Annotated in this window: 17 protein-coding genes and 1 tRNA gene; 14 read left to right on the top strand and 4 right to left on the bottom strand. The window is 49.5% G+C overall.

The window, feature by feature from the left end; all coding sequences use genetic code 11:
- Nucleotides 1-44 precede the first annotated feature (44 nt).
- The 4 genes from FH603_RS09855 to FH603_RS09840 all read right to left on the bottom strand — a co-directional run bounded on the left by FH603_RS09855 (nucleotide 45) and on the right by FH603_RS09840 (nucleotide 6,826).
- Nucleotides 45-1,580: a RagB/SusD family nutrient uptake outer membrane protein gene (locus FH603_RS09855; protein WP_186737327.1), complete on the bottom strand. Its 1,536-nt coding sequence runs from the start codon at nucleotides 1,578-1,580 to the stop codon at nucleotides 45-47.
- Nucleotides 1,581-1,648: 68 nt separating this feature from the next.
- Entirely contained in the window at nucleotides 1,649-5,152 is a 3,504-nt protein-coding gene (locus FH603_RS09850) for a SusC/RagA family TonB-linked outer membrane protein (protein WP_186737326.1), read from the bottom strand.
- 17 nt (nucleotides 5,153-5,169) lie between these two features.
- A complete protein-coding gene (locus tag FH603_RS09845; protein WP_186737325.1) occupies nucleotides 5,170-6,162 on the bottom strand; it encodes a FecR family protein in 993 nt (330 codons plus the stop codon).
- Nucleotides 6,163-6,238: 76 nt separating this feature from the next.
- Nucleotides 6,239-6,826: an RNA polymerase sigma factor gene (locus FH603_RS09840; RefSeq protein WP_186737324.1), complete on the bottom strand. Its 588-nt coding sequence runs from the start codon at nucleotides 6,824-6,826 to the stop codon at nucleotides 6,239-6,241.
- Nucleotides 6,827-6,990: 164 nt separating this feature from the next.
- On the opposite strand from FH603_RS09840, the gene FH603_RS09835 reads away from it, so the two are divergent.
- The 14 genes from FH603_RS09835 to FH603_RS09770 all read left to right on the top strand — a co-directional run bounded on the left by FH603_RS09835 (nucleotide 6,991) and on the right by FH603_RS09770 (nucleotide 24,125).
- Complete coding sequence (locus FH603_RS09835) at nucleotides 6,991-9,417, top strand: penicillin acylase family protein (protein WP_186737323.1); 2,427 nt, start codon at nucleotides 6,991-6,993, stop codon at nucleotides 9,415-9,417.
- 61 nt (nucleotides 9,418-9,478) lie between these two features.
- Entirely contained in the window at nucleotides 9,479-9,841 is a 363-nt protein-coding gene (locus FH603_RS09830) for a hypothetical protein (protein ID WP_186737322.1), read from the top strand.
- Between the two features lie 55 nt (nucleotides 9,842-9,896).
- Entirely contained in the window at nucleotides 9,897-10,496 is a 600-nt protein-coding gene (locus FH603_RS09825) for an OmpH/Skp family outer membrane protein (RefSeq protein WP_186737321.1), read from the top strand.
- A 216-nt stretch (nucleotides 10,497-10,712) separates the two neighbouring features.
- Complete coding sequence (gene smpB / locus FH603_RS09820; protein WP_186737320.1) at nucleotides 10,713-11,174, top strand: SsrA-binding protein SmpB; 462 nt, start codon at nucleotides 10,713-10,715, stop codon at nucleotides 11,172-11,174.
- 73 nt (nucleotides 11,175-11,247) lie between these two features.
- The gene (locus FH603_RS09815; protein ID WP_186737319.1) at nucleotides 11,248-11,763 is read left to right on the top strand and encodes an HNH endonuclease; all 516 of its coding nucleotides are present in this window, start codon (nucleotides 11,248-11,250) and stop codon (nucleotides 11,761-11,763) included.
- Between the two features lie 265 nt (nucleotides 11,764-12,028).
- A complete protein-coding gene (gene rpsA, locus FH603_RS09810) occupies nucleotides 12,029-13,816 on the top strand; it encodes a 30S ribosomal protein S1 (protein ID WP_186737443.1) in 1,788 nt (595 codons plus the stop codon).
- 144 nt (nucleotides 13,817-13,960) lie between these two features.
- Nucleotides 13,961-14,031 (top strand) — tRNA-Cys (locus FH603_RS09805).
- 243 nt (nucleotides 14,032-14,274) lie between these two features.
- Complete coding sequence (locus FH603_RS09800) at nucleotides 14,275-15,615, top strand: c-type cytochrome (RefSeq protein ID WP_186737318.1); 1,341 nt, start codon at nucleotides 14,275-14,277, stop codon at nucleotides 15,613-15,615.
- A gap of 105 nt (nucleotides 15,616-15,720) precedes the next feature.
- The gene (locus FH603_RS09795) at nucleotides 15,721-18,828 is read left to right on the top strand and encodes a TAT-variant-translocated molybdopterin oxidoreductase (protein WP_186737317.1); all 3,108 of its coding nucleotides are present in this window, start codon (nucleotides 15,721-15,723) and stop codon (nucleotides 18,826-18,828) included.
- Nucleotides 18,829-18,937: 109 nt separating this feature from the next.
- Complete coding sequence (nrfD, locus tag FH603_RS09790) at nucleotides 18,938-20,368, top strand: NrfD/PsrC family molybdoenzyme membrane anchor subunit (RefSeq protein ID WP_186737316.1); 1,431 nt, start codon at nucleotides 18,938-18,940, stop codon at nucleotides 20,366-20,368.
- Between the two features lie 73 nt (nucleotides 20,369-20,441).
- Nucleotides 20,442-20,975, top strand: coding sequence for a DUF3341 domain-containing protein (locus FH603_RS09785; protein WP_186737315.1), 534 nt, complete (start codon nucleotides 20,442-20,444; stop codon nucleotides 20,973-20,975).
- Nucleotides 20,976-20,989: 14 nt separating this feature from the next.
- Nucleotides 20,990-21,595 (top strand): c-type cytochrome, encoded by a 606-nt coding sequence (locus tag FH603_RS09780; RefSeq protein WP_186737314.1) that lies wholly within the window; start codon nucleotides 20,990-20,992, stop codon nucleotides 21,593-21,595.
- Between the two features lie 80 nt (nucleotides 21,596-21,675).
- Nucleotides 21,676-22,983: a quinol:cytochrome C oxidoreductase gene (locus FH603_RS09775; protein WP_186737313.1), complete on the top strand. Its 1,308-nt coding sequence runs from the start codon at nucleotides 21,676-21,678 to the stop codon at nucleotides 22,981-22,983.
- A gap of 20 nt (nucleotides 22,984-23,003) precedes the next feature.
- A complete protein-coding gene (locus tag FH603_RS09770) occupies nucleotides 23,004-24,125 on the top strand; it encodes a cytochrome c oxidase subunit II (RefSeq protein WP_186737312.1) in 1,122 nt (373 codons plus the stop codon).
- Nucleotides 24,126-24,137 lie beyond the last annotated feature (12 nt).

Genomic DNA, 24,137 nt, shown 5'->3' with positions numbered 1-24,137 from the left:
CCAAGTAGAGAAGGCCTTTGGCGTTTGCTAGAGTGCTCGACAAATCAATAGCCTGGGTTCTGATCTTTCTGGTCCAGTTTGTCGTTGTTGTCCAATTCCTGCTGCGGGATTGGCAGTACTTCCTGCCGTCCCTTTACGAAATAGGCGATAGGTTCGGTTTTTAGCTTGTTCTGTGCCCGCCACCGAACGATATCCCGGTTACGAACCTGCTCACCTGCCAGTTCCACCCGCCGTTCGTGTACGATTGCCCGAAACACTTCGTCTTTGCTGTTGACCGGATAGGTAGCTGTGGGGTAGGGAGGCATGGCTACGCTTTTGCGCGCCCGTACCTGGTTCATCAGGGCAATGGCCGCAGCGGTGTTGCCAGCTTCGTTTTCGCATTCGGCCATACCCAGCAGCACATCGGCATACCGGATGATCTTCATGTTGATACCGGAGGTGTAAAATGTTTCGGCATTCTTGTAAAGAGCCGTGTATTTACGCCAGCTTACTTTCTGGGTTACTCCGTTGAAAACCTGACCATTGCCCTGTACGTCGGCATCAGCCAGCACCCTTGCGCCGTTATTGAAAGTATCGCCAATGAAATAGAAACTGTACTTCAGACGGGGATCGGTTTTAGGGTCTCCTTTGGCGGTATGCTCGAAATCGGCCAGTAATACTGCCGACGGGATCAGGTTACGCCAGCCGATAGGGCTGTACTCCTGGCTACGGGTAGTGGTTTCATTAGCTCCGCCATCGTTACCGTCGCCATCCCAGTTGAAGTCACCTATTTTTGAGAAGCCGATTTCAAATACGCCTTCAGCGTTGAACTTGCTTTCTTCCGTGAAATTGTCGGTATATTCATCCATGAGCTTATATACTCCCGAGCTGATCACTTTCTGTAACTGCGTTCGGGCATTTGGGTAGTCGCCCTTTTGCAGGTATGCCCGTCCCAGCAGTGCCGATGCGGCTCCTGAGGTAGCCCGGCCAAGGTCACTGCCACCGTAACTGGCGGGGAGGTCAGTTTGAGCGGCTGTCAGATCGGCGATGATAGCTGCGTATACTTCGTCGGCCGATGCGCGGGGTTTGGTGCCATCGACGGCTGTTACGAAACTGGTATACAGCGGAACCCCGCCCCAGAGGGTTACCAGTTCGGTATAGGCTAGTGCCCTTAGAAATTTGGCTTCAGCAATGGCCCGTTTCACCAGCGCCGGGTTATCGGTCACCTCGGGTCCTTTCGTGATGATGACATTGGCCCGGTGGATGGATCGGTATAAGCCGTTCCAGACCGATCCCATGACCGCATTACCCGGAATTTGTGCGCCAATCAGGAGTTGATTACGGGGCGCTTCCAACTGCCCGCCACCTGCCAGTACGTCGTCGCTACGGAGGTCGTGGGTAAAAAACCACTCCCGCCCGGTCAGGTTGGCACTTTGCCAGACAGCATAGACTGAGTTTACGCCTGAAACGAGCTGACTAGCCGTTTGATAGAAGGTATCGGTGGTAACCTGATTGGGATTGATCTTATCCAGATTGCTGGTGCTGCACCCTACCAAGAGGCCGAGAGCAACGACGCTGGCTGTGAAATAATGACGTTTCATCTGTATGAAATTTAATGAAGTTTACTGATAACCAATTGTTTGGTCTTGTGTTTTACCACTTTCTTGTACTAAAACCCCAGTTGCAGTCCTGCCATTAACGTACGGGGCTGGGGAAACTGACCATAATCGATACCGTTGGTAAGAGTACCATTGGTGCGGGAACCGATTTCCGGATCGTAGCCGGTATATTTCGTGAATGTCAGCAGGTTGGTTGCGGCTACATAAAGCCGGGCGCGGCTCAGCGTTCCGCGCGACCAGCCCTGTAAGGTAGTAGCGGGCAGGTTGTAACCCAGGCTCAGGTTTTTCAGGCGCAAGTAAGAACCATCCTCGATAAACCGGTCAGACGTGCGCGTGTTTCCGTTGGGGTCACCACTAATGGCCCGTGGAATGCTCGTGTTGGTGTTCTCTGGTGTCCAGGCCTGTAGAACGCCCGTACCCGAATTGAACAGGCGCAGCATCCCTTCTGTCAGCACCCTGGTACCGTTGTAGACTTTATTGCCCTGAACACCCTGAATGAACAGTGACAAATCGAAATTGCTGTAGTTAGCGCTGAAGTTGAAGCCATACTGGAACTTAGGCAGGAAACTGCCGAGGTTCACGCGGTCGTCGGCATCGATTTTCCCGTCGCCGTTCGTGTCAACAAACCGAATGTCGCCAGGCTTGGCATTGGGCTGGGCTGCACCGGATGATACATCGCCTGTGTTCTGGTAGATGCCCGCCACTTTCCAGCCGTAGAACGACTGAACGGGCTCGCCCGCTACAGTACGGGTAATGTCGAAACCACCAAAGTCGGCGTTTTGACCTGAAAACAGGGGTGAGACATTGGGCCCCAAGCTCAGGACTTTGTTCCGGATAACACTCAGGTTAGCTGAGGCTGTGTAGCGGAAAGGGCCCTTCTGGTTGTTATAACCCAGTTGCATCTCGAAGCCTTGATTCCGCATGTTACCCACGTTGACAACCGGCGATTGAGAGTACCCGATAGAAGGCGCAATAGGCTGGGGCAGAATCAAGCCATCGGTATTGCGGATGAAGTATTCGGCCGTCATGGTGATGCTGTTATTGAACAATCCCAGATCGACTCCAACGTTGCTCATTTTTGTGATCTCCCACTTCAGGGCGGTATTTCCCAGTCTGTCGAAGTAGAAACCCTGCGTCCGTCCACTACCGATGATTGCATTGGTATTTTGAGCAACCGCTACCTGCCAGTCATAGTCACCAATGCCGTTAAAGCCCATACTGCCGTAGCTGGCCCGTAGCTTCAACTCTGAGATAGACGGAACATTCTTGATAAACGGCTCTTCACTCACGCGCCAGCCCACCGAAGCTGAAGGGAAGTTACCCCACTTGTTGCCGGGTGCAAACTTCGACGAGCCATCGCGCCGGATGGACGCACTCAGCAAATACCGACCGTCATACTCATAATTGACGCGGCCCAGGTAAGAGAGCAGGACGTTCTGCCGTCTGCCACCATCGATACCGACACTTGTAGGCGTCAGGGCCGAAACCTGCCGAATGGTGTTCGAAGCCGCCTGTCCGGTACCGTTCAGAAAGTTATAGTTACCAGCTTGCCGCTCTGCTACTGCTACTGCGTTGATGCTATGCTTGCCAAAGGTTCGCTCGTAGGTTAACTGGTTTGAGATGAGTGGCGACGCATACACATAGCGGTTGTCAATGACAGCTGCCAGCGCCCGGGCGTTGAAACTCTCGTTGTATATCGGCTGGAAGGTGAAATCGCGGTTCGTGACGTAATCGATACCACCCCGAACCCGGTATGTCAGACCTTCGATCAGTTTTACGTCCAGGTAAGCACTGCCGAGTAGTTTAAACTGCTGGGAATTGGTACGGTCCTGTAACGCAGCCCGAACGGGATTCTGCGGGTCGGTTGCATCAGACCCGTCTGGCCCGCGGTAGCCGCCAAGCAGGAAAGGGTCCGTTACGGGCATGTAAGGAGTCATCCGGATCAGATTCTGGACCTGCGTACGGCCACCGGCGCTAACCTCGGCGAAACGGTCGCTGTAGGCAATGGTTAGGGCCTGCCCGAAGGTAAAGCGTTTACTGATGGTATGGTCGGAGTTGATACGGAAGTTTCCGCGTTTGTAACTCGTTCCAATCATAATCCCGTCCTGAGAGAAGAAACCCACCGAGGACAGAAAACGGGAACGTTCGTTACCGCCCGATACCTGAACGCTGTGCTGCTGAATGGCCGCATTTCGGAAAACCTCCTTCTGCCAGTTCGTGTTCGTTTGTGCATACGTCTGTGAAGCGCCAGTGTAAATGGGTTCGTCCATGCTCAGGAAACGCTTGGGCCGGGCGTCGATCGGCGCACGGTTGCCAGCGATAGCGGCATCATTTTCTGCATTTTGGAGCAGTGCTGTGCCATACTGAAGGTACTGCTGCGTGTTGAGCAGGTCCAGCTGACGCCAGGCGCTCTGAACACCTGTATATCCGTCATAGCTCACATGCAGGCGACCGTCGTTCTTGCCGCGCTTGGTGGTAATGACGATAACGCCGTTGGCCGCCCGCGATCCATAGATGGAAGCGGCACTGGCATCTTTCAATACATCGACCGATTCGATGTCGCGGGAGTCGAAGTTATTCAGGTCGCTGGTTGGAAAGCCATCGATGACATACAGCGGGTTCGACGCATACAGAATAGAGCCAATTCCCCGGATACGCACGATAGGGCTCTCACCCGGTGATCCATTGTTGACAACGCTTACCCCCGGTACCCGGCCCTGAATGGCACTTTCTATGCTGGGAACAGGCAACTGAGTCACCTCCTGCGACGATATCGACGAAATGGCGCCCGTTACCGAGGCCCGCTTCTGCGTACCATAGCCCACCACGACGACCTCGCTCAGTGCTTTAATGTCATCGGTTAGCGAGACATTGATGCGGCTGCGGTTCGACACGGCTACTTCGCGGGATTCGTAGCCAACGAAGCTGAATACCAGCACCGCGTTGTTGGGTGCGTTGATGCTGTAATCGCCCGTGGCACTGGTAGTCGTTCCCCGGCTGGTGCCTTTGATGACGACACTTACGCCCGGGATGCCCTGTCCGCTTTTGTCCGTCACTTTACCGCCGATGTCGGCCAGGGGCTGAGCGGAGGTCATCGACCAGCCAATTCGCTCTAATTTGTCGATGGCTTTGGTTGAAATCGTGCCAGGCGTTTCGGCCGGTTCAGCTTCCGGCTGGGCGTTAATTCGCTCGATTTGGCGAAAAAACCGCCCTTTTTTATCTTTTTCAGATACAATGGCGTAAAAATTTGCCTGTACCTTTTTATACGATAATCCCTTATCAGCCAATAGTTCGGTCAGGTCGGCTTCCAGGTTTCGGCTTCCCGATTTCGACTGGATCACCTTTGTGTCGACAAGACTGGTCGGATAGATAAAGGATACGCGGTACCGTTGTTCCAGATCAGTTAGGGCTGATCGCAGCGTAGTGAGCCGGACTTCGGTTTCCTTCGCCTGAGCCGCGCGGTAAGAGCCACTGGTAGAAGCCAGCAATTGAGCTTTGGCTGGCAAAAAACCAATCGATAGCAAAAGCCACAGTGTAGATAATGTTCTCTTCATGACAGAAGTAGATTAAGTTATTGGATTGTAATTTGGTTAGCCTGACGGACAATGTGCAAGTCGAAGAGCGTTGACAGGCCCTTCAGAATTATGTTAAGGTTTTTGTTCGGTATTGTGCCGGATATCGCTTGTTTTTGCAACGTGGTATCGGCAATGACAATGGTTACGCCATAGGTTTCTTCGAGCATTTGGGCTACCTCGCCCAGTGTAGTACCGTCGAAACGCAATTTGCCCTCCTGCCAGGAAGACTGAACCGCCGGGTCGACGCGCTTGCGGTAAAAGACATTAGTTTTGACATCAGCGAAGAACAGATCGCCCGGCAGCATGACCAGCCGCTCTGTTGACTGCTGGCCAACGTCGAGCCGGATTTTTCCATTGCTAAGCACCACCCGCGCCCGGCTTTGACGCGCCAGGACGTTAAACTGCGTACCCAACACTTCGATCGTTAGTTTGTTAGGCAGGTGTACCAGGAAGCGCTCATGATGGGGCTGGTGGGTAACGCGGAAAAACGCTTCTCCATCGAGCCAAACTTCACGAACTTGCCCGTAAGCCCAGCGGGGGGCATAGCGCAGGCGACTGTTGCCGTTCAATGTCACCATCGAGCCATCGGGCAACGTTAGCTTACTGGTTGTTCCATAGGCCGTATTTCGAATCAAGTCATCCGGATATAGTTGACGATAACCCCAGTAACTGCTCAAGGCCACCAGAAGCGCGCCTATCAATACAGCAGCCCAGCGCATGGGTGTAGCATACCAGTTCAGGCGACGAACAGTTGGCTCTTGCTCCAGATCGGTATGGTGTACGGTTTGATAAAGCCGGTGCCAAAGGCGGTTAGCATCAGGCATAGGGTCCGATGCAGACAGAGGCCAGTCGGTGGGGCTCAACTGGGTATCGAGCCGGTGGGCCAGATAAGCCTGACCCGCTTCGGTATCGAACCAGTCCAGTACTTGCCGGGCTTCCTCCAGCGTAGTCTGGCTGACAAAGTACCGTTGAAGTAATTCTTCTGTCATAGGGTATAGCGAATTTATAGGCTATACACCCCCCGGAATCATAAGTATTATTGGAATGAAAAAATATATTCTTTTTTTAATGATAATTATATAGTATGATCAACGCCAGTAACGTAGGCAAATCGGCATGCTGGCGCAGGTAATCGCGCAGAAAGCGGCAGGCATGGTAGTATTGTACTTTAACGGTATTGATGGAAATTCGTAGTTGCTCAGCGACCTCCTGATTGGTGAGGCCTAGTTCTGAGCGAAGTGTAAATATCAACCGGCGCTGAGCAGGCAACAACAGCAATCCCTGACGGACAACTGACCCATATTCGCTCAACGTGATACTCTCTTCCGTCGCTGTATCAAACTCGGGCAGCATCGACTGATGTTCGAGGTGATGCAAAACCGCCCGTTTATCGTTACGCAGACGGTTCAGGACCTGATGGCGCATAGCTGTTGCCAGGTAAGCTTTGATCGATTGCGATTCGTCCAACTGCTCCCTGTTTATCCATATTTTAAGATACACTTCCTGAAGCGCGTCTTCAGCCAGGTCGGGATCTTTTACGTACTGAATGGCAACAGTATATAAATACCGGTAATATCGCCTGAACAGCGTCTCGAACGCTGCCTCGTCGTGCTGCCTTAATCGACGCGTCAACTGCGAATCTGTTGGTTCCATACTAGCACACCGTTTATGTAACAGGTAACTAATGCTTAAAGACAAGTTATCCTAGTAAGCAAATGTAAAAAACTTTCAGCCGGGTTGATATTAGAATATTTTTTATTTGCTATGTGCAATCGTAAACTTGCATCGCCTACTAAGTAACTGTATTTGTTTTTGCTATGCGCTACACAAAAGCTGCCCTGATTTCACTGCTTACTTTTGGAATAGTTTACGGATTGAACCGCTCCTGGGGTGCTATACCCGCTTTTGGTCCCTTGTTAAGTCCCTTCGTTGGATTTTGGCAAAATGCGGAGTCTGTCGATGCAACGGATGAAGAAATAACGCTGACGGGTACAACCGCGCCGGTTACAGTTATCATTGACGATCTGGCCATTCCCCATGTCTTCGCCCAGAACGACCGAGATGCCTATTTTGCTCAGGGTTACCTGACGGCCCGTGACAGACTCTGGCAAATGGAATTCCAGACCCACGCAGCTGCTGGTCGCGTATCGGAAATAGTGGGTGATCGGGCGCTGGAACTGGATCGCTACAACCGGCGGTTGGGTATGGGTTTTGGTGCCGAGCGTTCGTTGAAAGCGATGCTGGCCGATCCGCGTTCGCGGGAGTCGGTCGAAGCTTACACGGCGGGGGTAAATGCGTATATCAAACAGCTCAAGCCCGCTCAGTATCCATTGGAATACAAACTGCTGGGATATGCCCCCGAGCTTTGGAAGCCGATCAAGTGTGCCTATTTCCTCAAGTATATGTCAGGTGTACTGGCCCTGGGAGCCGACGACCTGAACATGAGCAATGTGCTCAAACAGGTTGGCCCTACCGTAGCTGCCGACTTATTCCCCGATTATCCCTTCCGCGAAGATCCTATTATTCCGACTGGGACCAAGTGGGATTTCAAACCCGTTCCCCGTCCGCCTACGCCTGTCAACTCGTTCAGCAGTACAGACGCGATCAGCATGAAATGGCCCGAGCACGACCCCACCATCGGCAGCAACAACTGGGCCGTTGGGGCGCAGAGATCGGCCACTGGCTATCCCATTCTGGCCAATGACCCACACCTATCGCTGAGCCTTCCATCGATCTGGTACCAGATGCAGCTCGTAACGCCAACCATGAATGTATATGGAGCTACCATGCCGGGTTCACCGGGGGTCATTATTGGATTCAATAAACAGGTAGCCTGGGGCGTCACCAACGTAGGAGCCGATGTGCTGGACTTCTATAAAATTCGATTTAAAGACAATAACCGGCGTGAATACTGGCACGATAACCAGTGGAAGCCCGTTACCCGGCGGATTGAAACGGTGAAAGTGAAGGGCCAACCGGCGGTTGTTGATACGGTGCTGTACACCCACCACGGACCGGTCATGTATATGGCTGGCCAGAAGCCATTCGCCAAAAACGTGCCTGTTGGCTATGCGGCCCGCTGGATTGCCCATGAGGAGTCGAACGATTTCCTGACCTATTACCTGCTCGATCGCGCCAAAAATCACGCCGATTACCGCAAAGCCCTGTCTTACTACGGTGCTCCGGCGCAGAACTTCGTCTTTGCCGACGTTGCCAAAGACATCGCCATTTCGCCCAACGGCCGCTTTCCGCTTAAATGGAAAGATCAGGGCAAGTTTCTGCTGGACGGCACCGATCCGACTCACGACTGGCAGGGCTGGATTCCGGCAGAGCATAATCCGCACGTGATAAATCCCGCACGTGGTTTTGTCAGCTCGGCCAACCAGTCATCTACCGATCCTACTTACCCGTACTATATAAACTGGCAGTTTGCCCCTTCGGAGCGAGGTACCCGTATCAATGAGCGCCTTGCCGCTATGCAGGCCGCAACCCCCGATAGCCTGCGCTTATTGCAGAATGACAACCTGAACATACGGGCCAGAAATGCACTACCTGTTTTCCTGCCTTATCTACAGACCCAGAAACTCACTGAAGAGCAAGTCAAGGCACTGAGCATCGTGAAGACGTGGCGCTATAACCATGATGTAGCTGAAATTGCCCCTACTATTTTCACCGAATGGATGCGGCAATACATGGATGCTGTCTGGAAAGACGACTTCCCCAGTGATGATTCGAGCCCCTTGCGCTACCCAAGCTTCGACCGAACGCTTCAACTGGCCGAGAAGGAGCCAGCCGCTCGCTGGTTCGATAACACGAAGACGCCCGGCCGGGAAACCATCCGGGAGGCCCTGACGCAAAGTTTTCAATCAGCCGTCGACTCCCTGTCCCGTCAGCATGGTAAACTAAGTGAGGCCTGGCAATGGGGTAACCATAAGGCGACACGTATCAGCCATTTGGCCAGACTCGACGCGCTGAGTGCCCTGAATGTGCAAATTGGTGGTGGCAACGGAATTGTCAACGCCACCAGCGAGCGTAATGGTCCGTCCTGGCGAATGGTTGTGGCACTGGGACCGAAACCCAAAGCATATGGCGTGTATCCGGGTGGACAATCGGGGAATCCCGGTAGCCCTAATTACCTGAACATGCTTGAGACATGGCGCACCGGACAACTCAATGAGTTGCTGTATTTGCAATCGGCGCAGGAAAAGAACCCCCGTATCAGGCGCAAAGTCATTATCAAGTAGTACAGCCACCTGGTTCTAATCTATTTTATCAAAAAAGCAGCCTGATCGCTGCCTTATCTACATGATTCAACTCATCCTTATTGTTGTAGTAAGCTTAGTGGCTCAACTGATTCTACCGTGGTGGAGTATTGCGCTGGTTGCTTTTGGTGTTTGTTTCTGGCGTAGTCATAGTGCTGGCCGGGCTTTTCTTTACGGCTTCGCTGGGGTAGCCCTGGTATGGCTGGGCTACGCGCTCCTAATCCAACTCCGGACAGATGGGCTGTTTATTGGCCGAATGAGCGAGCTGTTATTTAAATCGAATACAAGCGCTTTGCCGGCACTTGTTACAGCGCTCCTGGGTGGTTTAGTGGGTGGACTATCCGGACTGACCGGGTACTTCGTTAAACAGGCGACGGTAAATCAACCGCCGGTTCGTAACGCCTAATCCTTAAATCCTATACCTTTGTAGAATATACTTGTCACTAACCAATCTGTTTCCTGTGAAGAATGCCTCGTTAATTCTGAACGTCGTCCTGACAATCGCCGTAGCTATTTTATACTACCTGCATTTTAAAGACCAACAACCTGCCGGGGCATCTGTATCGGCGAAACCTGCTGAAGCAAAAGGCCGGGCCATCGTGTATGTCAATGTCGATTCGCTGTTGACCAAGTATGACTTTTTCAAAGACACCCAGAAAGTGCTTGAAAGTAAGCGCTTTCAGCTTGAGAATGAGTTAGCTACTAAAGGCCGGAATCTGCAAAACAAAGTAGCTTTCTTCCAGCAGCGCGCCCCAACTATGACGCAGGAGCAAGGCCGGGCAACGGAAGCTTCACTACAAAAAGAACAACAGGATATCCTGGCTTACCGCGAGCGGGCTGCTCAAAACTTAGCAGCTGAAGAGCAGACCAAGAATAAGCAGTTGTATGATCAGATTTATGATTACCTCAAAAAGGTGAATGCTCAGAACAAATACGAATTCGTTTTAGGCTACACCAAAGGGGGCGGCATACTATTTGCCGATCCAGCAGCCGATCAGACCAAAGCTATTCTGGATGGTCTTAACAAAGAATACCAGCCTAAAGAGACCAAGAAGAAATAAGGCTTGCGTTGACTTGCTGTACGACTGTTTTAATCACCAGAACGCCTGTTCGATCGTAATCGCGATGAGCAGGCGTTCTCGTTTGGGACCTTCTCGCAGGCAATCACTGCGGCATAGTCATTCCGCTTCTTTTTTAGTTGTGCTTTAAACCACTCTTCATTTTACGGTGTTCTTGGTCTTACCCGGTTACCTTTGTAGCCCCTTTGACTGATTTGTATGGCCTCTGCTTCTATTGTAAAACACGTTGACGTTCGCAACCGGCGAGCTTCTTTCGAGTATTCATTTCTGGAAAAATTCACGGCTGGCGTTGTTCTGACGGGTACCGAAATTAAATCGGCCCGGCAGGGGAAGGTGAGCCTACAGGATGCGTATTGCCTGATTCTGAATGACGAACTGTACATTCGGCAGATGAACATTTCACTTTACAATGAGGGCACCCACTACAACCACGAACCCCTTCGCGACCGCAAGCTGCTCCTCAACAAGCGCGAGATCAAACGCATCAGCGAAAAGCTGAAAGATCAGGGGCTGACGATTGTGCCGATCCGAATGTTTACCAACGATCGGGGTTTCGCCAAGATAGAGATTGCGCTGGCCAAGGGTAAAAAGTTATTCGATAAACGTGATAGTATAAAGGAGCGCGACGTACAGCGGGAGATGCAACGCGAACGATATTAAACTTTGCAACGCTACTTGTCGTTTTGTGGATAACTCTGTAACTTGCTACCGTACAGAGGCATCTAAACGCGATATGGGCAGGAAAGTATTAGTCTTAAATCAAGATTACAGCGCACTCAGCATCTGCTCCGTTCCTAAAGCATTTTTGCTGGTTTACTTAGACAAAGCCGAACTTGTTGCCGAATCCGAGCAGTTTATGCTCCGAACGGTTTCTGCCGAGTTCCCGATGCCGACGGTCATCCGGCTCCATCGGTACGTAAGTCTGCCTTACAAAGGAGTTATGCTCACGCGGCAGAATATTTTCAAACGTGATGGTCATCATTGCCAGTATTGTGGTACTACCGAAGACCTGACGCTCGACCACGTTATCCCTAAATCAAGAGGAGGCAAAACAAGCTGGGACAATCTGGCTACCGCCTGTAAACGATGTAACTCACGCAAGGGTGACTACACGCCAGACGAAGCCAACCTAAAACTGCGTCAAAAACCGTTTAAGCCAACGTTCCTGGTTTTTCTGCGGGAATTCTCCGGCTCGATCGAAGAAAGCTGGATGCCATTTCTGGCGAAGAAGGAAAAGGCTTTTAAATAAGGGAGTAAGGAGGAAAGGGAGGAGGGGGAAGAAAGGGAGTTTGCTGATCGCATTTCCTTTCTTCCCCCTCCTCCCTTTCCTCCTTACTCCCCCTCTTCCCCTCTACTCCTTCTCTGTCAAAGACTTTTGCCGCTTCCGAAACTTTTATCGAAATGCATTTGCTATCTTTGCAGTCCTTTTTTAAGGGCAAAAATTCACTAATATAAAAGTCAGTCCGCCATTGACCTACGGACTGATGTACGGAGCGGGTCAGGAAATAGTATTTATGAGCAAAACGCAGCAACGCGAACTGCCGGCATTTGATTGGGACCGGGCAGACAACAAAGGATTTGGGAGCGGCTATTCGGTTGACGAACACAACCGGATGTTGGAACTCTATGACAATACCCTGGCGGTAGTCAAAGAGAAAGAAGTAGTGATGGGAACCGTTGTTGGCATCACGGACCGGGAGGTTCTGCTCAACATCGGCTTCAAATCGGACGGACTGGTTCCAGCTTCCGAATTCCGCGATATGCCGGAACTGAAGATGGGTGATGAGATTGAAGTTTACGTAGAAAATCAGGAAGACCCGAACGGCCAGTTGGTACTGTCGCGCAAGAAAGCGAAAGTGATCACCGCCTGGCAGAAAATTCAGCGTGCGCTGGACGAAGACCTCGTGATCGACGGCTTTGTTAAGCGCCGGACAAAAGGTGGTCTGATCGTTGATATTTTTAGCATTGAAGCCTTCTTGCCAGGATCGCAGATCGACGTTAAGCCGATTCGTGATTTCGACATCTTTGTCGGTAAGAAAATGGAAGTTAAGGTCGTTAAGATCAACTATGCCAACGATAACGTTGTCGTATCGCATAAAGTCCTGATCGAGAAAGACCTTGAAGCCCAACGCGCTCAAATCCTGAATAACCTTGAGAAAGGTCAGGTACTGGAGGGTGTTATCAAGAACATGACCAACTTCGGTGTGTTTATCGATCTCGGCGGTGTCGACGGTCTGTTGCACATCACCGATATCTCGTGGGGTCGTATCAGCCACCCATCGGAAGTGCTCAACCTTGACCAGAAAGTTAATGTGGTGGTACTTGACTTCGATGAGGACAAGAAGCGTATCTCGTTAGGCATGAAGCAACTGCAGGCACACCCTTGGGATGCTTTGTCGCAGGATATTCAGATTGGCTCGAAAATCAAAGGCAAAATCGTAAACGTAGCCGATTACGGTGCGTTCCTCGAAATCATGCCAGGTGTCGAAGGGTTAATCCACGTATCAGAAATGTCGTGGTCGCAGCACCTGCGTAACCCACAGGAGTTCCTGAAAGTTGGTGATGAAGTAGAAGCACAAGTGCTGACACTGGATCGGAACGATCGGAAAATGTCGCTGGGTATCAAACAACTCACCGAAGATCCATGGACGCGTCCTGAACTGCGTGAGAAATACGCAATCGGCACTCACCACAAAGGTCTGGTGCGTAACCTGACCAACTTCGGCCTGTTCCTTGAACTGGAAGAAGGTATCGACGGTCTGGTACACGTATCGGATCTATCATGGACGAAGAAGGTGAAACACCCATCTGACTTCATCAAGGTTAGTGAAGAACTTGAAGTGGTTGTACTGGAACTGGACGTTGACAACCGTCGTCTGGCCCTTGGTCACAAGCAACTTGAAGAGAACCCATGGGATACGTTCGAGACGGTCTTTGCCGTTGGAACGATTCACCGGTGCACGATTCTGAACAAGAACGACAAGATGGCAACCCTGGAATTGCCATACGGTATCGAAGGATTCTCGTCGTTGAAGAACCTGGCCAAAGAAGATGGTACGTTCGCTGAAGTAGGTGAAAACCTCGACTTCAAAGTAACGGAGTTCTCTAAAGATGAAAAACGCATCATGCTTTCGCACAGCAGAACCTGGGGCGAGAAGAATGAGCCCGTTAAAGAGGTAAAAGCACCTAAAGCAGCTAAGGCAGCTCCCACATCGACCTCTAACCAGGCTGATCGGGGTGCTACGCTAGGCGATCTTGACGCTCTGGCTGCTCTAAAAGAGCAGATGGAAGGTCGTAACTAAGGCTAAGGTTTAGCTTTCAGTAATCAAAAGTGCTCCGGTCCGGAAGGGCTGGAGCACTTTTTTTAGGTCACACGTTTACATATAATCAATAAAAGTGTATGTTTGCAGTCCCGAAAGCGTGATCTGTCATGTTTGGGGCAATAAGGTTCCGTGGCCGAGTGGCTAGGCAGAGGTCTGCAAAACCTCGTACAGCGGTTCGAATCCGCTCGGAACCTCTTCGTGATCGAGAGCCTTTGGCTCACTGGCCGTTTGGCTGATTCTAACAGAATTAGCCAAACGGCTTTTTTTTAAACAAGGTGTGGAACAAAGCGTTAAGAGGGCAAAATGAAACCAGGTAACCCAACTTAAGTAGAACCGATATAAATAAAAATCAGGTTTAAAAATAACTAAACGAGGATTTTTGCCTATCAACCAATCGTGTCGTACTTTTGTGGGCCAATGATAATTCAGCGGTAATTATGTTGATTAACACTATAAATAAATTTCACAAAATGAGTCGCTTATCCAGGCTTTGGGGGGCTGTAGCTCTATCGTTGGCGCTGTTTGTGAACAGTAGTCAGGTAACAGCACAGGACTCGACCGCAGCAGGTGGTGGTGGACCAGCTGCGGCAACGCCAGCGGCAGCTGGTGGAGGTGATGCTGAAAAGGGTAAAGCCCTTTTTACAAACAACTGCGCTCAGTGTCATGCAGTAACCGAGGAGGTTGTCGTAGGACCTGGTTTAAAAGGTGTGGTACAACGGACACCGGGCAAAGAGTGGCTGTACAAATGGATTCGTAATTCCAGTGCAGTCATCGCTACAGGTGACCCTTATGCTGTACAGGTATTTAACAAATACCAGAAGATCCAGATGTCGAGTTTCCCGAACTTGACGAATGCTGACATCGATGGTATTCTCGCTTACATTGATGAGGCTAGTGCTCCTAAAACGGCAACTGTTGGCGGTGGAGGCACGGCTCAGGAACGGGGCGGTGGTGGTGCTTCTGCCGAGAATGGTGGTGGCAGTGCTGGTCCATCTGAACTGTTCACGTTTGTTCTGGTAGCTCTATTGGTTGTGATGCTGCTGGTACTGGGTGTTCTACTCGTTATCGTAACAATCCTGTCTAAAGCCGTAACGCCGGTAGGAGTTACAGATGGTACACAAACAGCGTCTTCCCTAGGCCAGCGGCTGAAAGAAGGTATGTCAAGTGCCTTTAACAATCCTACACTTCGGTCGATCGCTATCTGGATATTCTTGCTGGTTGTGACGAAGGCCACTCTGGATGGCGCTTACAGCGTTGGTATTCAGCAAGGGTATGCTCCTAAGCAGCCTATTGCTTACTCGCACAAACTCCATGCCGGGCAGTACAAGATCGATTGTAACTACTGCCACACCGGTGTGAACAAGGGTAAATCGGCTACGATCCCATCCGCTAATATCTGTATGAATTGCCACGGAGTCATCAAAAAGGAGTCTCCTGAAATTCAAAAGATATACGCAGCTATTGAAAATAACCGGCCTATCGAATGGGTTCGGGTTCATAATCTGCCCGATCTGGCTTATTTCAACCATGCCCAACACGTGAACGTGGGTAATGTACAGTGTACTACCTGCCATGGTGAAATCGAGAAGATGGAAGTAGTTGAGCAGCGTTCGTCATTAACGATGGGCTGGTGTATCGATTGCCACCGGAAGACAGAAGTTAATACCAAGGACAACGCTTATTACGACAAGCTCGTTGCGCTGCACCGGAAAGAGAGTAAGGAACCGCTTAAAGTAGCCAATATCGGTGGTTTGGAGTGTTCTAAATGCCACTATTAATATGATGAATGATGACCCGCTGGGCGACCCCGAACCTGACATGGGTTTCTGCGTGAGCAACGGGTCTATCATTCATTAGCCATTGTTCAATTACAAATGCCACGCATGGAAAATACAACTAAACGGTATTGGAAAGGGGTTGAGGAGTTACGAAACGACGCTACGTTTGTTAAGAACGCTAACAGTGAGTTTGCAAATCCTGATCCGAGTGAGTCTCCAAGTGATTTGGATGGTCTGCTCGGCGGCTCGAATACCAAGCGCCGTGACTTCATGAAAGTAATGGGATTTGGTATGGCTGCTGTATCTTTAGCCGCCTGCGAAACACCCGTCCATAAAGCTATTCCGTATCTTAATAAGCCGGAAGCTACGTTCCCTTCAATTTCGGATTATTACGCATCAACTTATACTGACGGAGGAGATTACGCAGCTATACTGGTTGAAACCCGTGAAGGTCGACCAATAAAAATTGAAGGCAATCCCCTCTCGAGTATCTCAAAAGGTGGAACTACTGCCCGGGTGCAGGCATCGTTGTTGTCGCTCTATGATATCGATAAGCTGAATGGCCCGCGCCGGGGAGAGACTGTTATCGATTGGGCTACCGCCGACCGGGAGATAACCAGTCAGCTTGCGTCAGTTACAGCCCGTGGTGGTGCTATTCGTATCGTCACTTCTACCATTTTAAGTCCGGCTACCAAAGCCGTTGTGGCTGATTTCATTGCTAAGTACCCAAGCGCCCGGCACATCATGTATGATGCTAACTCGGCTTTTGGTATGGTGCAGGCTAACCAGACATCATTTGGCCAAGCCGTAATTCCAACTTACGACTTCAGCAAGGCGCAGACTATCGTCAGTTTAGGAGCTGATTTCCTGGGTACCTGGGTTTCTCCTCTCGAATATGCGCTTCCTTACGCTCAAGGTCGTAAGATCGGTGCGGTGGGTTCTGGTAAAAAGACGATGTCACGGCACTACCAGTTTGAAACCGGTTTGTCGATGACCGGCGCAAATGCTGACTACAGAGGCACCTATAAACCTTCGCAGGAAGGCTTGGTCGCTCTTGCTTTGTACAATAAAGTTGCTGCCAAAGTAGGGAGTGCTTCGGCAGGAGGTGCATCCGTTGATATTCAGTATCTGGACAAAGCTGCTACAGACTTGGCAGCTACCCGCGGCCGGTCCCTGGTTGTGTCAGGATCCAACGATCCCAACGTACAAGTGATTGTTAATGCTTTAAACAATCTGCTGGGCAATTACGGGACGACAATCGACTTGGGTAAGCCAGTCAATTATCGGCAGGGCAATGACCAACAGATGAACGCGTTCATCGACGAAGCAAAAGCAGGACGTGTTGGTGCCGTGTTGTTCTTTGGCGCTAACCCGGTTTATGATCATCCTCGTGGTGCTGAACTAGCTGAAGCATTGCCGAAAATAAGCCTGTCTATTTCGTTTGCGGATCGGGCCGATGAGACGGCTTCTCTGGCGAAGTACATCACACCAGCTCCTCACTTTCTGGAGTGCTGGAATGATGCCGAGCCAAAGCAAGGTTCTTACAGCCTGACACAGCCTGCTATTACGCATATATTTAAGACCCGTCAGTTTCAGTCGAGTCTGTTAACGTGGGCTGGCAAGCCTAATGACTTCCAGACTTACCTGAAGAGTTTCTGGCGCACGACGTATTATCCTCAGGCAACCGGTTTCGACTCATTTGATGCATTCTGGATCAAGTGTCTGCACGACGGTGTTTTTGAAACCTCTACTGCCCAGACCGCTGCTGCTGGTGCTTCTTTCGCTGGTAACGTAGCCCAGGCTGCTGCTGCTGTAACGCAACGTTATAAGCCGACAACCGGCATGGAACTAGCTCTTTACGAGAAAGTAAGCATGGGAACCGGATCGACAGCTAACAACCCCTGGTTACAGGAAATGCCTGATCCCGTAACGAAAGCATGTTGGGACAATTATGCAGCTCTGTCACAGAAGACTGCTAATGACATGGGTCTTGCCCAGAACGATCTGGTAACGATCACAGTTGGTGGCAAATCGATGGAATTGCCTGTACTGGTTCAGCCCGGGCAGGCCGACAACACGGTTTCGGTTGCTGTTGGATATGGTCGTGAAAAAGGCGGCAAGTCGGCGAATGGCGTTGGTAAAAATGCTTTTCCGTTCGTATCGACGGTTAATGGCCATCTAAGCTACAGCGCTGTCAATGCTAAAGTTGAGAAGGCCAGCGGTACACGTGAGATTGCGCAGACACAAACGCACGATACCGTAATGGGCCGTCGGGCCGTTGTGCAGGAAGCCAAACTTGCTGATTACCAGAAAAACCCGATGGCGGGACGTTATGTCCCAAAGGTAGAAACATCGGAAGGGCCAACCGAAACGGCAGATATCTCGCTCTGGCATGGTTACGGCAAGCCGAACCACTCCTGGGGTATGGTTATCGACCTGAATTCCTGCATAGGTTGTAACGCCTGTGTAGTTGGTTGCCAGTCTGAAAATAACATTCAGGTAGTAGGCCGCCAGGAGGTTATAAACCGGCGTGAAATGCACTGGATTCGGATTGACCGCTACTATAGCAGTGATGCTGAAGCCGAAGATTTTAAAGCCCTGGAAGTAGCCTCTGCTAATCCTGAGGTTGTGTTTCAACCAATGCTTTGCCAGCACTGTAGCAATGCTCCCTGCGAAACAGTTTGCCCTGTATTAGCTACGACCCACAGCACGGAAGGTCTGAACCAGATGACCTACAACCGTTGTATCGGTACACGTTATTGTGCTAACAACTGTCCATATAAAGTACGTCGTTTCAACTGGTGGAAGTATTTCGATAACGATAACTTCGATTATCACTTCAACAATGACCTGGGAAAAATGGTCATCAATCCAGATGTGACCGTACGGTCGCGGGGTGTTATTGAAAAGTGTTCTTTCTGTGTACAACGGATTCAGGAAGGAAAACTTACTGCCAAGAAAGAGCGTCGTCGTCCATTACCAGACGAAATCCAAACAGCTTGTGCGCAGGCTTGTCCAACCAACGCTATCATATTTGGAGACATGAATAACCCTGAAAGTACGATTTCTAAAACGCTGGAGGTCGAAATGAAAGGGCGTGCCTTCCACGTGTTGGAAGAAATCAACGTTCGGCCGCAGATTTCGTACCTGACGAAAATTCGTAACAAGGACGAAATGCCAAAGCAGGAAACTCGTCAGGAGTCACAGGCATAAAAAATAATTCGCTTTACGGTTTGTGTTGTGCAAGGCAAGCAAAACAATTGAACCTCACAGACCGTAAAGCGTATAATGTCAATCGCAGAACTATTAATTGAGTAGAAATATGTCGCATGTAACATCAGCCGTAAGAACTCCACTCGTCACCGGTGGTAAAACCTACGCCGACGTGACGGAGGATATCAGCAGACAGGTTGAGGGCTCCCCCACCCGCGAGTGGACCATTGCCTTCACTATCTCGGTGATCGTGCTACTTTATGGAACCGCCTGCGTGTTCTGGACCTGGTGGGAAGGTCTGGGCGTATGGGGTTTAAATAAAACCGTTGGTTGGGCGTGGGACATTACAAACTTCGTATGGTGGGTTGGTATTGGTCACGCTGGTACACTGATCTCAGCTATCTTATTACTGTTCCGTCAAAAATGGCGGACAGCAGTCAACCGGGCTGCCGAAGCGATGACCATCTTTGCTGTACTATGCGCAGCCAGCTTCATTCTGATGCACATGGGTCGGCCTTGGTTGGCTTATTGGGCACTTCCCTTGCCTAATACATTCGGTTCGCTTTGGGTAAACTTTAAGTCGCCACTTGTTTGGGACGTATTTGCTATCAGTACCTACTTTACTGTTTCGTTGGTGTTCTGGTATATGGGTTTACTTCCTGATCTGGCTACTATCCGTGACCGCGCAAGGAGTAAGGTGTCCCGTTATATCTACGGTGCTTTTTCGTTAGGCTGGAATGGTTCGGCTAAAACGTGGGCTCGGTACGAATACATGAGTCTGATCCTGGCTGGTCTGTCTACCCCACTTGTACTGTCTGTACATACGATCGTAAGTATGGACTTTGCTACGTCGGTTATACCTGGATGGCACACAACTATTTTTCCGCCATACTTCGTTGCTGGTGCTATCTTCTCTGGTTTTGCTATGGTGCAGAACCTGATGTTGATTATCCGGGTGGTTTTCAAACTGGAAGACTACATCACCGTAGAGCACATTGAGTCGATGAACAAGGTTATTACGCTTACAGGTTCTATTGTAGGGGTAGCTTACTTGACCGAGTTCTTTATTGCCTGGTACTCGGGTGTTGAGTTTGAAAGCTATGCCTTCATTAACCGTGCAACAGGTCCATATTGGTGGGCTTATGCTGCCATGATGACGTGTAACGTAATTTCTCCGCAGCTATTCTGGTCAAGGACCATCCGTCGAAGCATCGTTTGGACCTTTGTGCTCTCCGTAATTGTGAACATCGGTATGTGGTTCGAGCGTTTTGTGATTATCGTCACTTCGCTTCACCGTGATTATCTGCCATCCAGCTGGGCCATGTTCCACCCGACTCTGTTCGATATCAGCGATTACATCTTCTCATTCGGTCTTTTCTTTACGTTGTTCCTGCTATTCGCCAAATTCCTTCCTGTTGTCAACATGGCAGAAGTAAAAGCGATTATCAAGTCTTCTTCCGAGAAGTTACCGGTTTCGGTATCGGGTGTGGCTAAGGGAGAGCGTGTTACTAACCCGACGTTTAATAAGGACGCAGAATAAAAAGGTTTCTGTTACCGTTTGACAACTTGCGAACTGTACAGGCCATTGACCCACAAACCAATAATTACTGAACATGTCAGACGTAACTGGTAACGGCAAGTTTTTAGTTGGCATCTATGATGATGATGATGTCGTATTAAAAGCCGTTAGAGATGTAAAAGATGCGGGTGTCCGGATTCATGAGGTGTATACTCCTTTCCCAATCCACGGTCTTGATATTGCCCTTGGCCATCCACGTAGTCGCCTGGGTATTGCTGCCTTCCTATTTGCCTTGTCTGGGACATCAACTGCCCTTCTGTTGACAGCTTACATGGAGAGCTTCGATTGGCCTATGATCGTTGGGGGTAAAGATTCATATTCAATAATTGTCTATGTACCTATCATTTTTGAATTGACTGTTCTTTTCTGTGCTTTGGGCATGGTTGGGACATTCATCGTCTCAAATGGACTTGGACCAACGGTGAAGCCGTTGATGTACGATCTTCGTACAACAGATAACAAGTTTGCCATGGCTATTGATATGAGCAAAAACAATCTGGGCGAAGGTGACGTAGAGAGAATCCTGAAAAACTCCGGAGCTGCTGAAGTTAACGTGAAGCAGTTCTAACTATCAAGATGAACATGACAATCAAACATACGAGCGCAACGGCATTGGCCATCGTTGGTTTATTATTTGCAGGGACATCCTGTACAGATAGCCACAACGATACAGGTCGTGAGTTCGCACCACAGATGTATGATGCTGTTGGTTATGAGCCGTACCGTCAGATCCGTGCAAACTCCATAAATCCTTATGGGCTGAACATGCGTGATCCAGCGCGTGGGACGGTATCACGCCCAAATTACCATACCACCTTCGGTACGGGTGATAGTGCCGCTACGGATTTAATGATTTACAACATTCCTAAAGACAGTATCGGTTTGGCAGAACGGGCGCTTACAAGCCCGATTCCACAGACTGAAAAAACACTGGAAGAAGGTAAAATTCTCTACGGTCGCTACTGCATTCACTGCCATGGTGAAGGTGGCAAAGGAGACGGTCTGGTAGGTAAAGAATATAAAGGTGTTCCAAGCTATTCGGCAGATGCTTACAAGACTATGAATGATGGTCACATTTTCCACGTGATCACACACGGAAAAGGACGTATGTGGCCTCATGGCTCTCAAATGACCCCCGAGGAACGGTGGAAAATTGTGCAATACGTTCACAAATTACAGCAGGGATAATATTTAGTATCGTTTCAAGTTCGGATTTGAGCTGTGGGAGTCTTCTTTCATAGCTTAAATCTGAAACAATTAACCAAAGAATGGCATCGGCTCACGCAATACCGTCTTTAGACGAACAATTTGAATTTACTGCGGAATCCAAACGTCGGCTTCTCATCGGCATCGGTGTTGGCGTGGCATTGGTGGCAATTGGCTCTTATCTGCTTGCTTCAGGCGTTGGCAGTCACGAACAGCATGAGGTTGTTCATGGAGCGGGAGCGAGTGAGGGTCATGATGGTGGTCATGCGTATAAATGGACAAACCGCCTGTACGCTAATATCTGGCTGAATGCCATCTATTTTATTGGTGCATCGGTTATTGGTATGTTCTTCATATCCTATAACTATCTGGCCCAAGCCGGTTGGTCATCCGCTTTCAAACGTATTCCGGAAGCGATGCCAGCCTATGTGTTGCCAATGGGTATTGTAATCATTGCTGTTTTCTTCCTGGCGGGTCACGATTTATTCCACTGGACGAACCCAGACCTTTTTAACAAAACGAGTGAAAGCTATGACCCGGTCATCGCTGGAAAGCAGGGTTTCCTGAATACCCCTTTCTATCTAATCCGGTTGGCGATTTATATTGTTTCGTGGTATTTGCTCTGGCGTATGCTGCGTAACTTCTCGTTACAGGAAGACTTGCATGGTGGAACAGAGTATTATGAGAAGAGTATCAAATGGGGTACTGCTTTTCTGGTAGTATTTGCTGTTACGTCTTCGACATCGGCCTGGGATTTTGTAATGTCTATTGACACACACTGGTTCAGCACTATGTTTGGCTGGTACACACTGGCTAGCTGGCACGTAACGGGTCTGGCAATAATTACGCTGACAGTTGTTACGCTGAAAGAGCGGGGATATCTACAGATCGTCAACGACAGCCACCTGCATGATCTGGGCAAGTTTATGTTTGCTTTCAGTATTTTCTGGGCATACGTCTGGTTCGCTCAGTTTATGTTGATTTACTACGCTAACTTACCTGAGGAAGCCATTTATTATCGGGAGCGTTTTAGCGGCTATGGCGGTATCTATTTAGCCCCATTTTTTATAAATATCTTCCTAAACTTTGTCTTTCCATTCTTTGTTCTGATGACAAGGGATTCCAAGCGGACTTATATCTTTTTAAAGATTGCTGCCTGGGGAATAATAGTTGGCCACTATTTTGATTTCTACACGAACATAATGCCTGGCACAGTAGGCGAACACGCGGGTTTTGGCCCAATTGAGTTTGGAATGATTTTGATCTTTGCCTGTGGATTTATGTGGTCTCTTTCTTCGCAGCTTGCCAAAGCCAACCTAATCGCGAAGAATCATCCAATGTTGGAAGAGACATTACACCACGATATTTAATCTTATAATCTGTTCATGTCATGGTTTACATAGTTGCACTGTTGGCAGTAGTTTTCCTGGGGCTTGCCGCATTAGTTGTCTCTCGAATGGCGGGCGTAGTTAAGAACGTAAACGGACCGGTTAGCGAAGATCGTATCGGTACGAGCAATCGTATAAATGGCGCGCTCTTTTTAGCCTTTTTGATTTTGGGTTTGATAGGGGCTGTCTGGTCATTTTTATATGCTCGCCAGTTCTTTCTACCGGAAGCTTCATCCATTCATGGTCGGCGGGTAGATTTCCTGTTCTGGCTTTCGATGAGTATAATCACCTTCGCCTTCGTAGTTACGAATATTCTCTTATTCTACTTTGCCTGGCGTTATCAGCATAAGGAAGGCCGAAAGGCTTCGTACTATCCTGAAAACCATAAGCTGGAGTTAATATGGACTGTAATACCAGCTGTTATCATGGCCGTTCTGGTATTCACAGGCTGGAGAGCATGGCGGGATATTATGTCCGAAGCTCCAAAAGACGCGCAGGTGTTTGAGATAGTAGGTAAGCAATTTAACTGGATTGTTCGTTACCCAGGTATTGACGATAATAAGTTAGGAGCTTATAACTACAAGTTGATCGATAACAATAACGACACAGGTATCGATTATACAGATGAGGCATCATTCGATGACTTCACATCGACAACAGAGCTGCATATTCCTGTTAATAAGCCCATCTTGTTGAAAATCCGTGCACGTGATGTATTGCATAGCGTATTCATTCCCCACATGCGGGTTAAAATGGATGCAGTACCTGGAATGCCAACCCGTTTTTGGTTTGTAGCAGACAAAACGACTGATGAAATGCGAAATGAAACCGGTAATCAGGACTTCGGATACGAGATTGCTTGTACTGAAGTTTGTGGACGGGGACACTTTTCAATGCGTCTACGATTAATTGTTGAAGATGAAGCCTCTTGGCAAGCCTGGTGTAAGGAGCAAAAGCCGCTACTTAGCTCAACTCCTGAACTGGCTGTACGTATTCCTGGTAATCTAAAGGCAAAAGCTGCTAAGTATTTGCCTGCTGATGGAGCCTCGGCACCTGCCGACAGCGCAACTGCTTCTGTGCAGAAAAGTGGTGGTCTGGCAGTAGTTCGCTCTACGATTCGATAACTTTTACAAATT

The organism is Spirosoma utsteinense, assembly GCF_014282275.1.
GTDB classification, from domain to species: domain Bacteria; phylum Bacteroidota; class Bacteroidia; order Cytophagales; family Spirosomataceae; genus Spirosoma; species Spirosoma utsteinense.
The sequence above is the reverse complement of the archived record's forward strand: the minus strand, read 5'-3'. Positions and strand labels throughout refer to the sequence as shown.

Bases quoted from the DNA above. Each gene is read 5' to 3' on its own strand.
- FH603_RS09855 (WP_186737327.1), bottom strand. From the start codon at position 1,580: ATGAAACGTCATTATTTCACAGCCAGCGTCGTTGCTCTCGGCCTCTTG.
- FH603_RS09775 (WP_186737313.1), top strand. From the start codon at position 21,676: ATGGCATCGGCTCACGCAATACCGTCTTTAGACGAACAATTTGAATTT.
- FH603_RS09845 (WP_186737325.1), bottom strand. From the start codon at position 6,162: ATGACAGAAGAATTACTTCAACGGTACTTTGTCAGCCAGACTACGCTG.
- FH603_RS09780 (WP_186737314.1), top strand. From the start codon at position 20,990: ATGACAATCAAACATACGAGCGCAACGGCATTGGCCATCGTTGGTTTA.
- nrfD (WP_186737316.1), top strand. From the start codon at position 18,938: ATGTCGCATGTAACATCAGCCGTAAGAACTCCACTCGTCACCGGTGGT.
- FH603_RS09785 (WP_186737315.1), top strand. From the start codon at position 20,442: ATGTCAGACGTAACTGGTAACGGCAAGTTTTTAGTTGGCATCTATGAT.
- FH603_RS09800 (WP_186737318.1), top strand. From the start codon at position 14,275: ATGTTGATTAACACTATAAATAAATTTCACAAAATGAGTCGCTTATCC.
- FH603_RS09795 (WP_186737317.1), top strand. From the start codon at position 15,721: ATGGAAAATACAACTAAACGGTATTGGAAAGGGGTTGAGGAGTTACGA.
- FH603_RS09770 (WP_186737312.1), top strand. From the start codon at position 23,004: ATGGTTTACATAGTTGCACTGTTGGCAGTAGTTTTCCTGGGGCTTGCC.
- smpB (WP_186737320.1), top strand. From the start codon at position 10,713: ATGGCCTCTGCTTCTATTGTAAAACACGTTGACGTTCGCAACCGGCGA.
- FH603_RS09815 (WP_186737319.1), top strand. From the start codon at position 11,248: ATGGGCAGGAAAGTATTAGTCTTAAATCAAGATTACAGCGCACTCAGC.
- FH603_RS09840 (WP_186737324.1), bottom strand. From the start codon at position 6,826: ATGGAACCAACAGATTCGCAGTTGACGCGTCGATTAAGGCAGCACGAC.
- rpsA (WP_186737443.1), top strand. From the start codon at position 12,029: ATGAGCAAAACGCAGCAACGCGAACTGCCGGCATTTGATTGGGACCGG.
- FH603_RS09850 (WP_186737326.1), bottom strand. From the start codon at position 5,152: ATGAAGAGAACATTATCTACACTGTGGCTTTTGCTATCGATTGGTTTT.
- FH603_RS09830 (WP_186737322.1), top strand. From the start codon at position 9,479: ATGATTCAACTCATCCTTATTGTTGTAGTAAGCTTAGTGGCTCAACTG.
- FH603_RS09835 (WP_186737323.1), top strand. From the start codon at position 6,991: ATGCGCTACACAAAAGCTGCCCTGATTTCACTGCTTACTTTTGGAATA.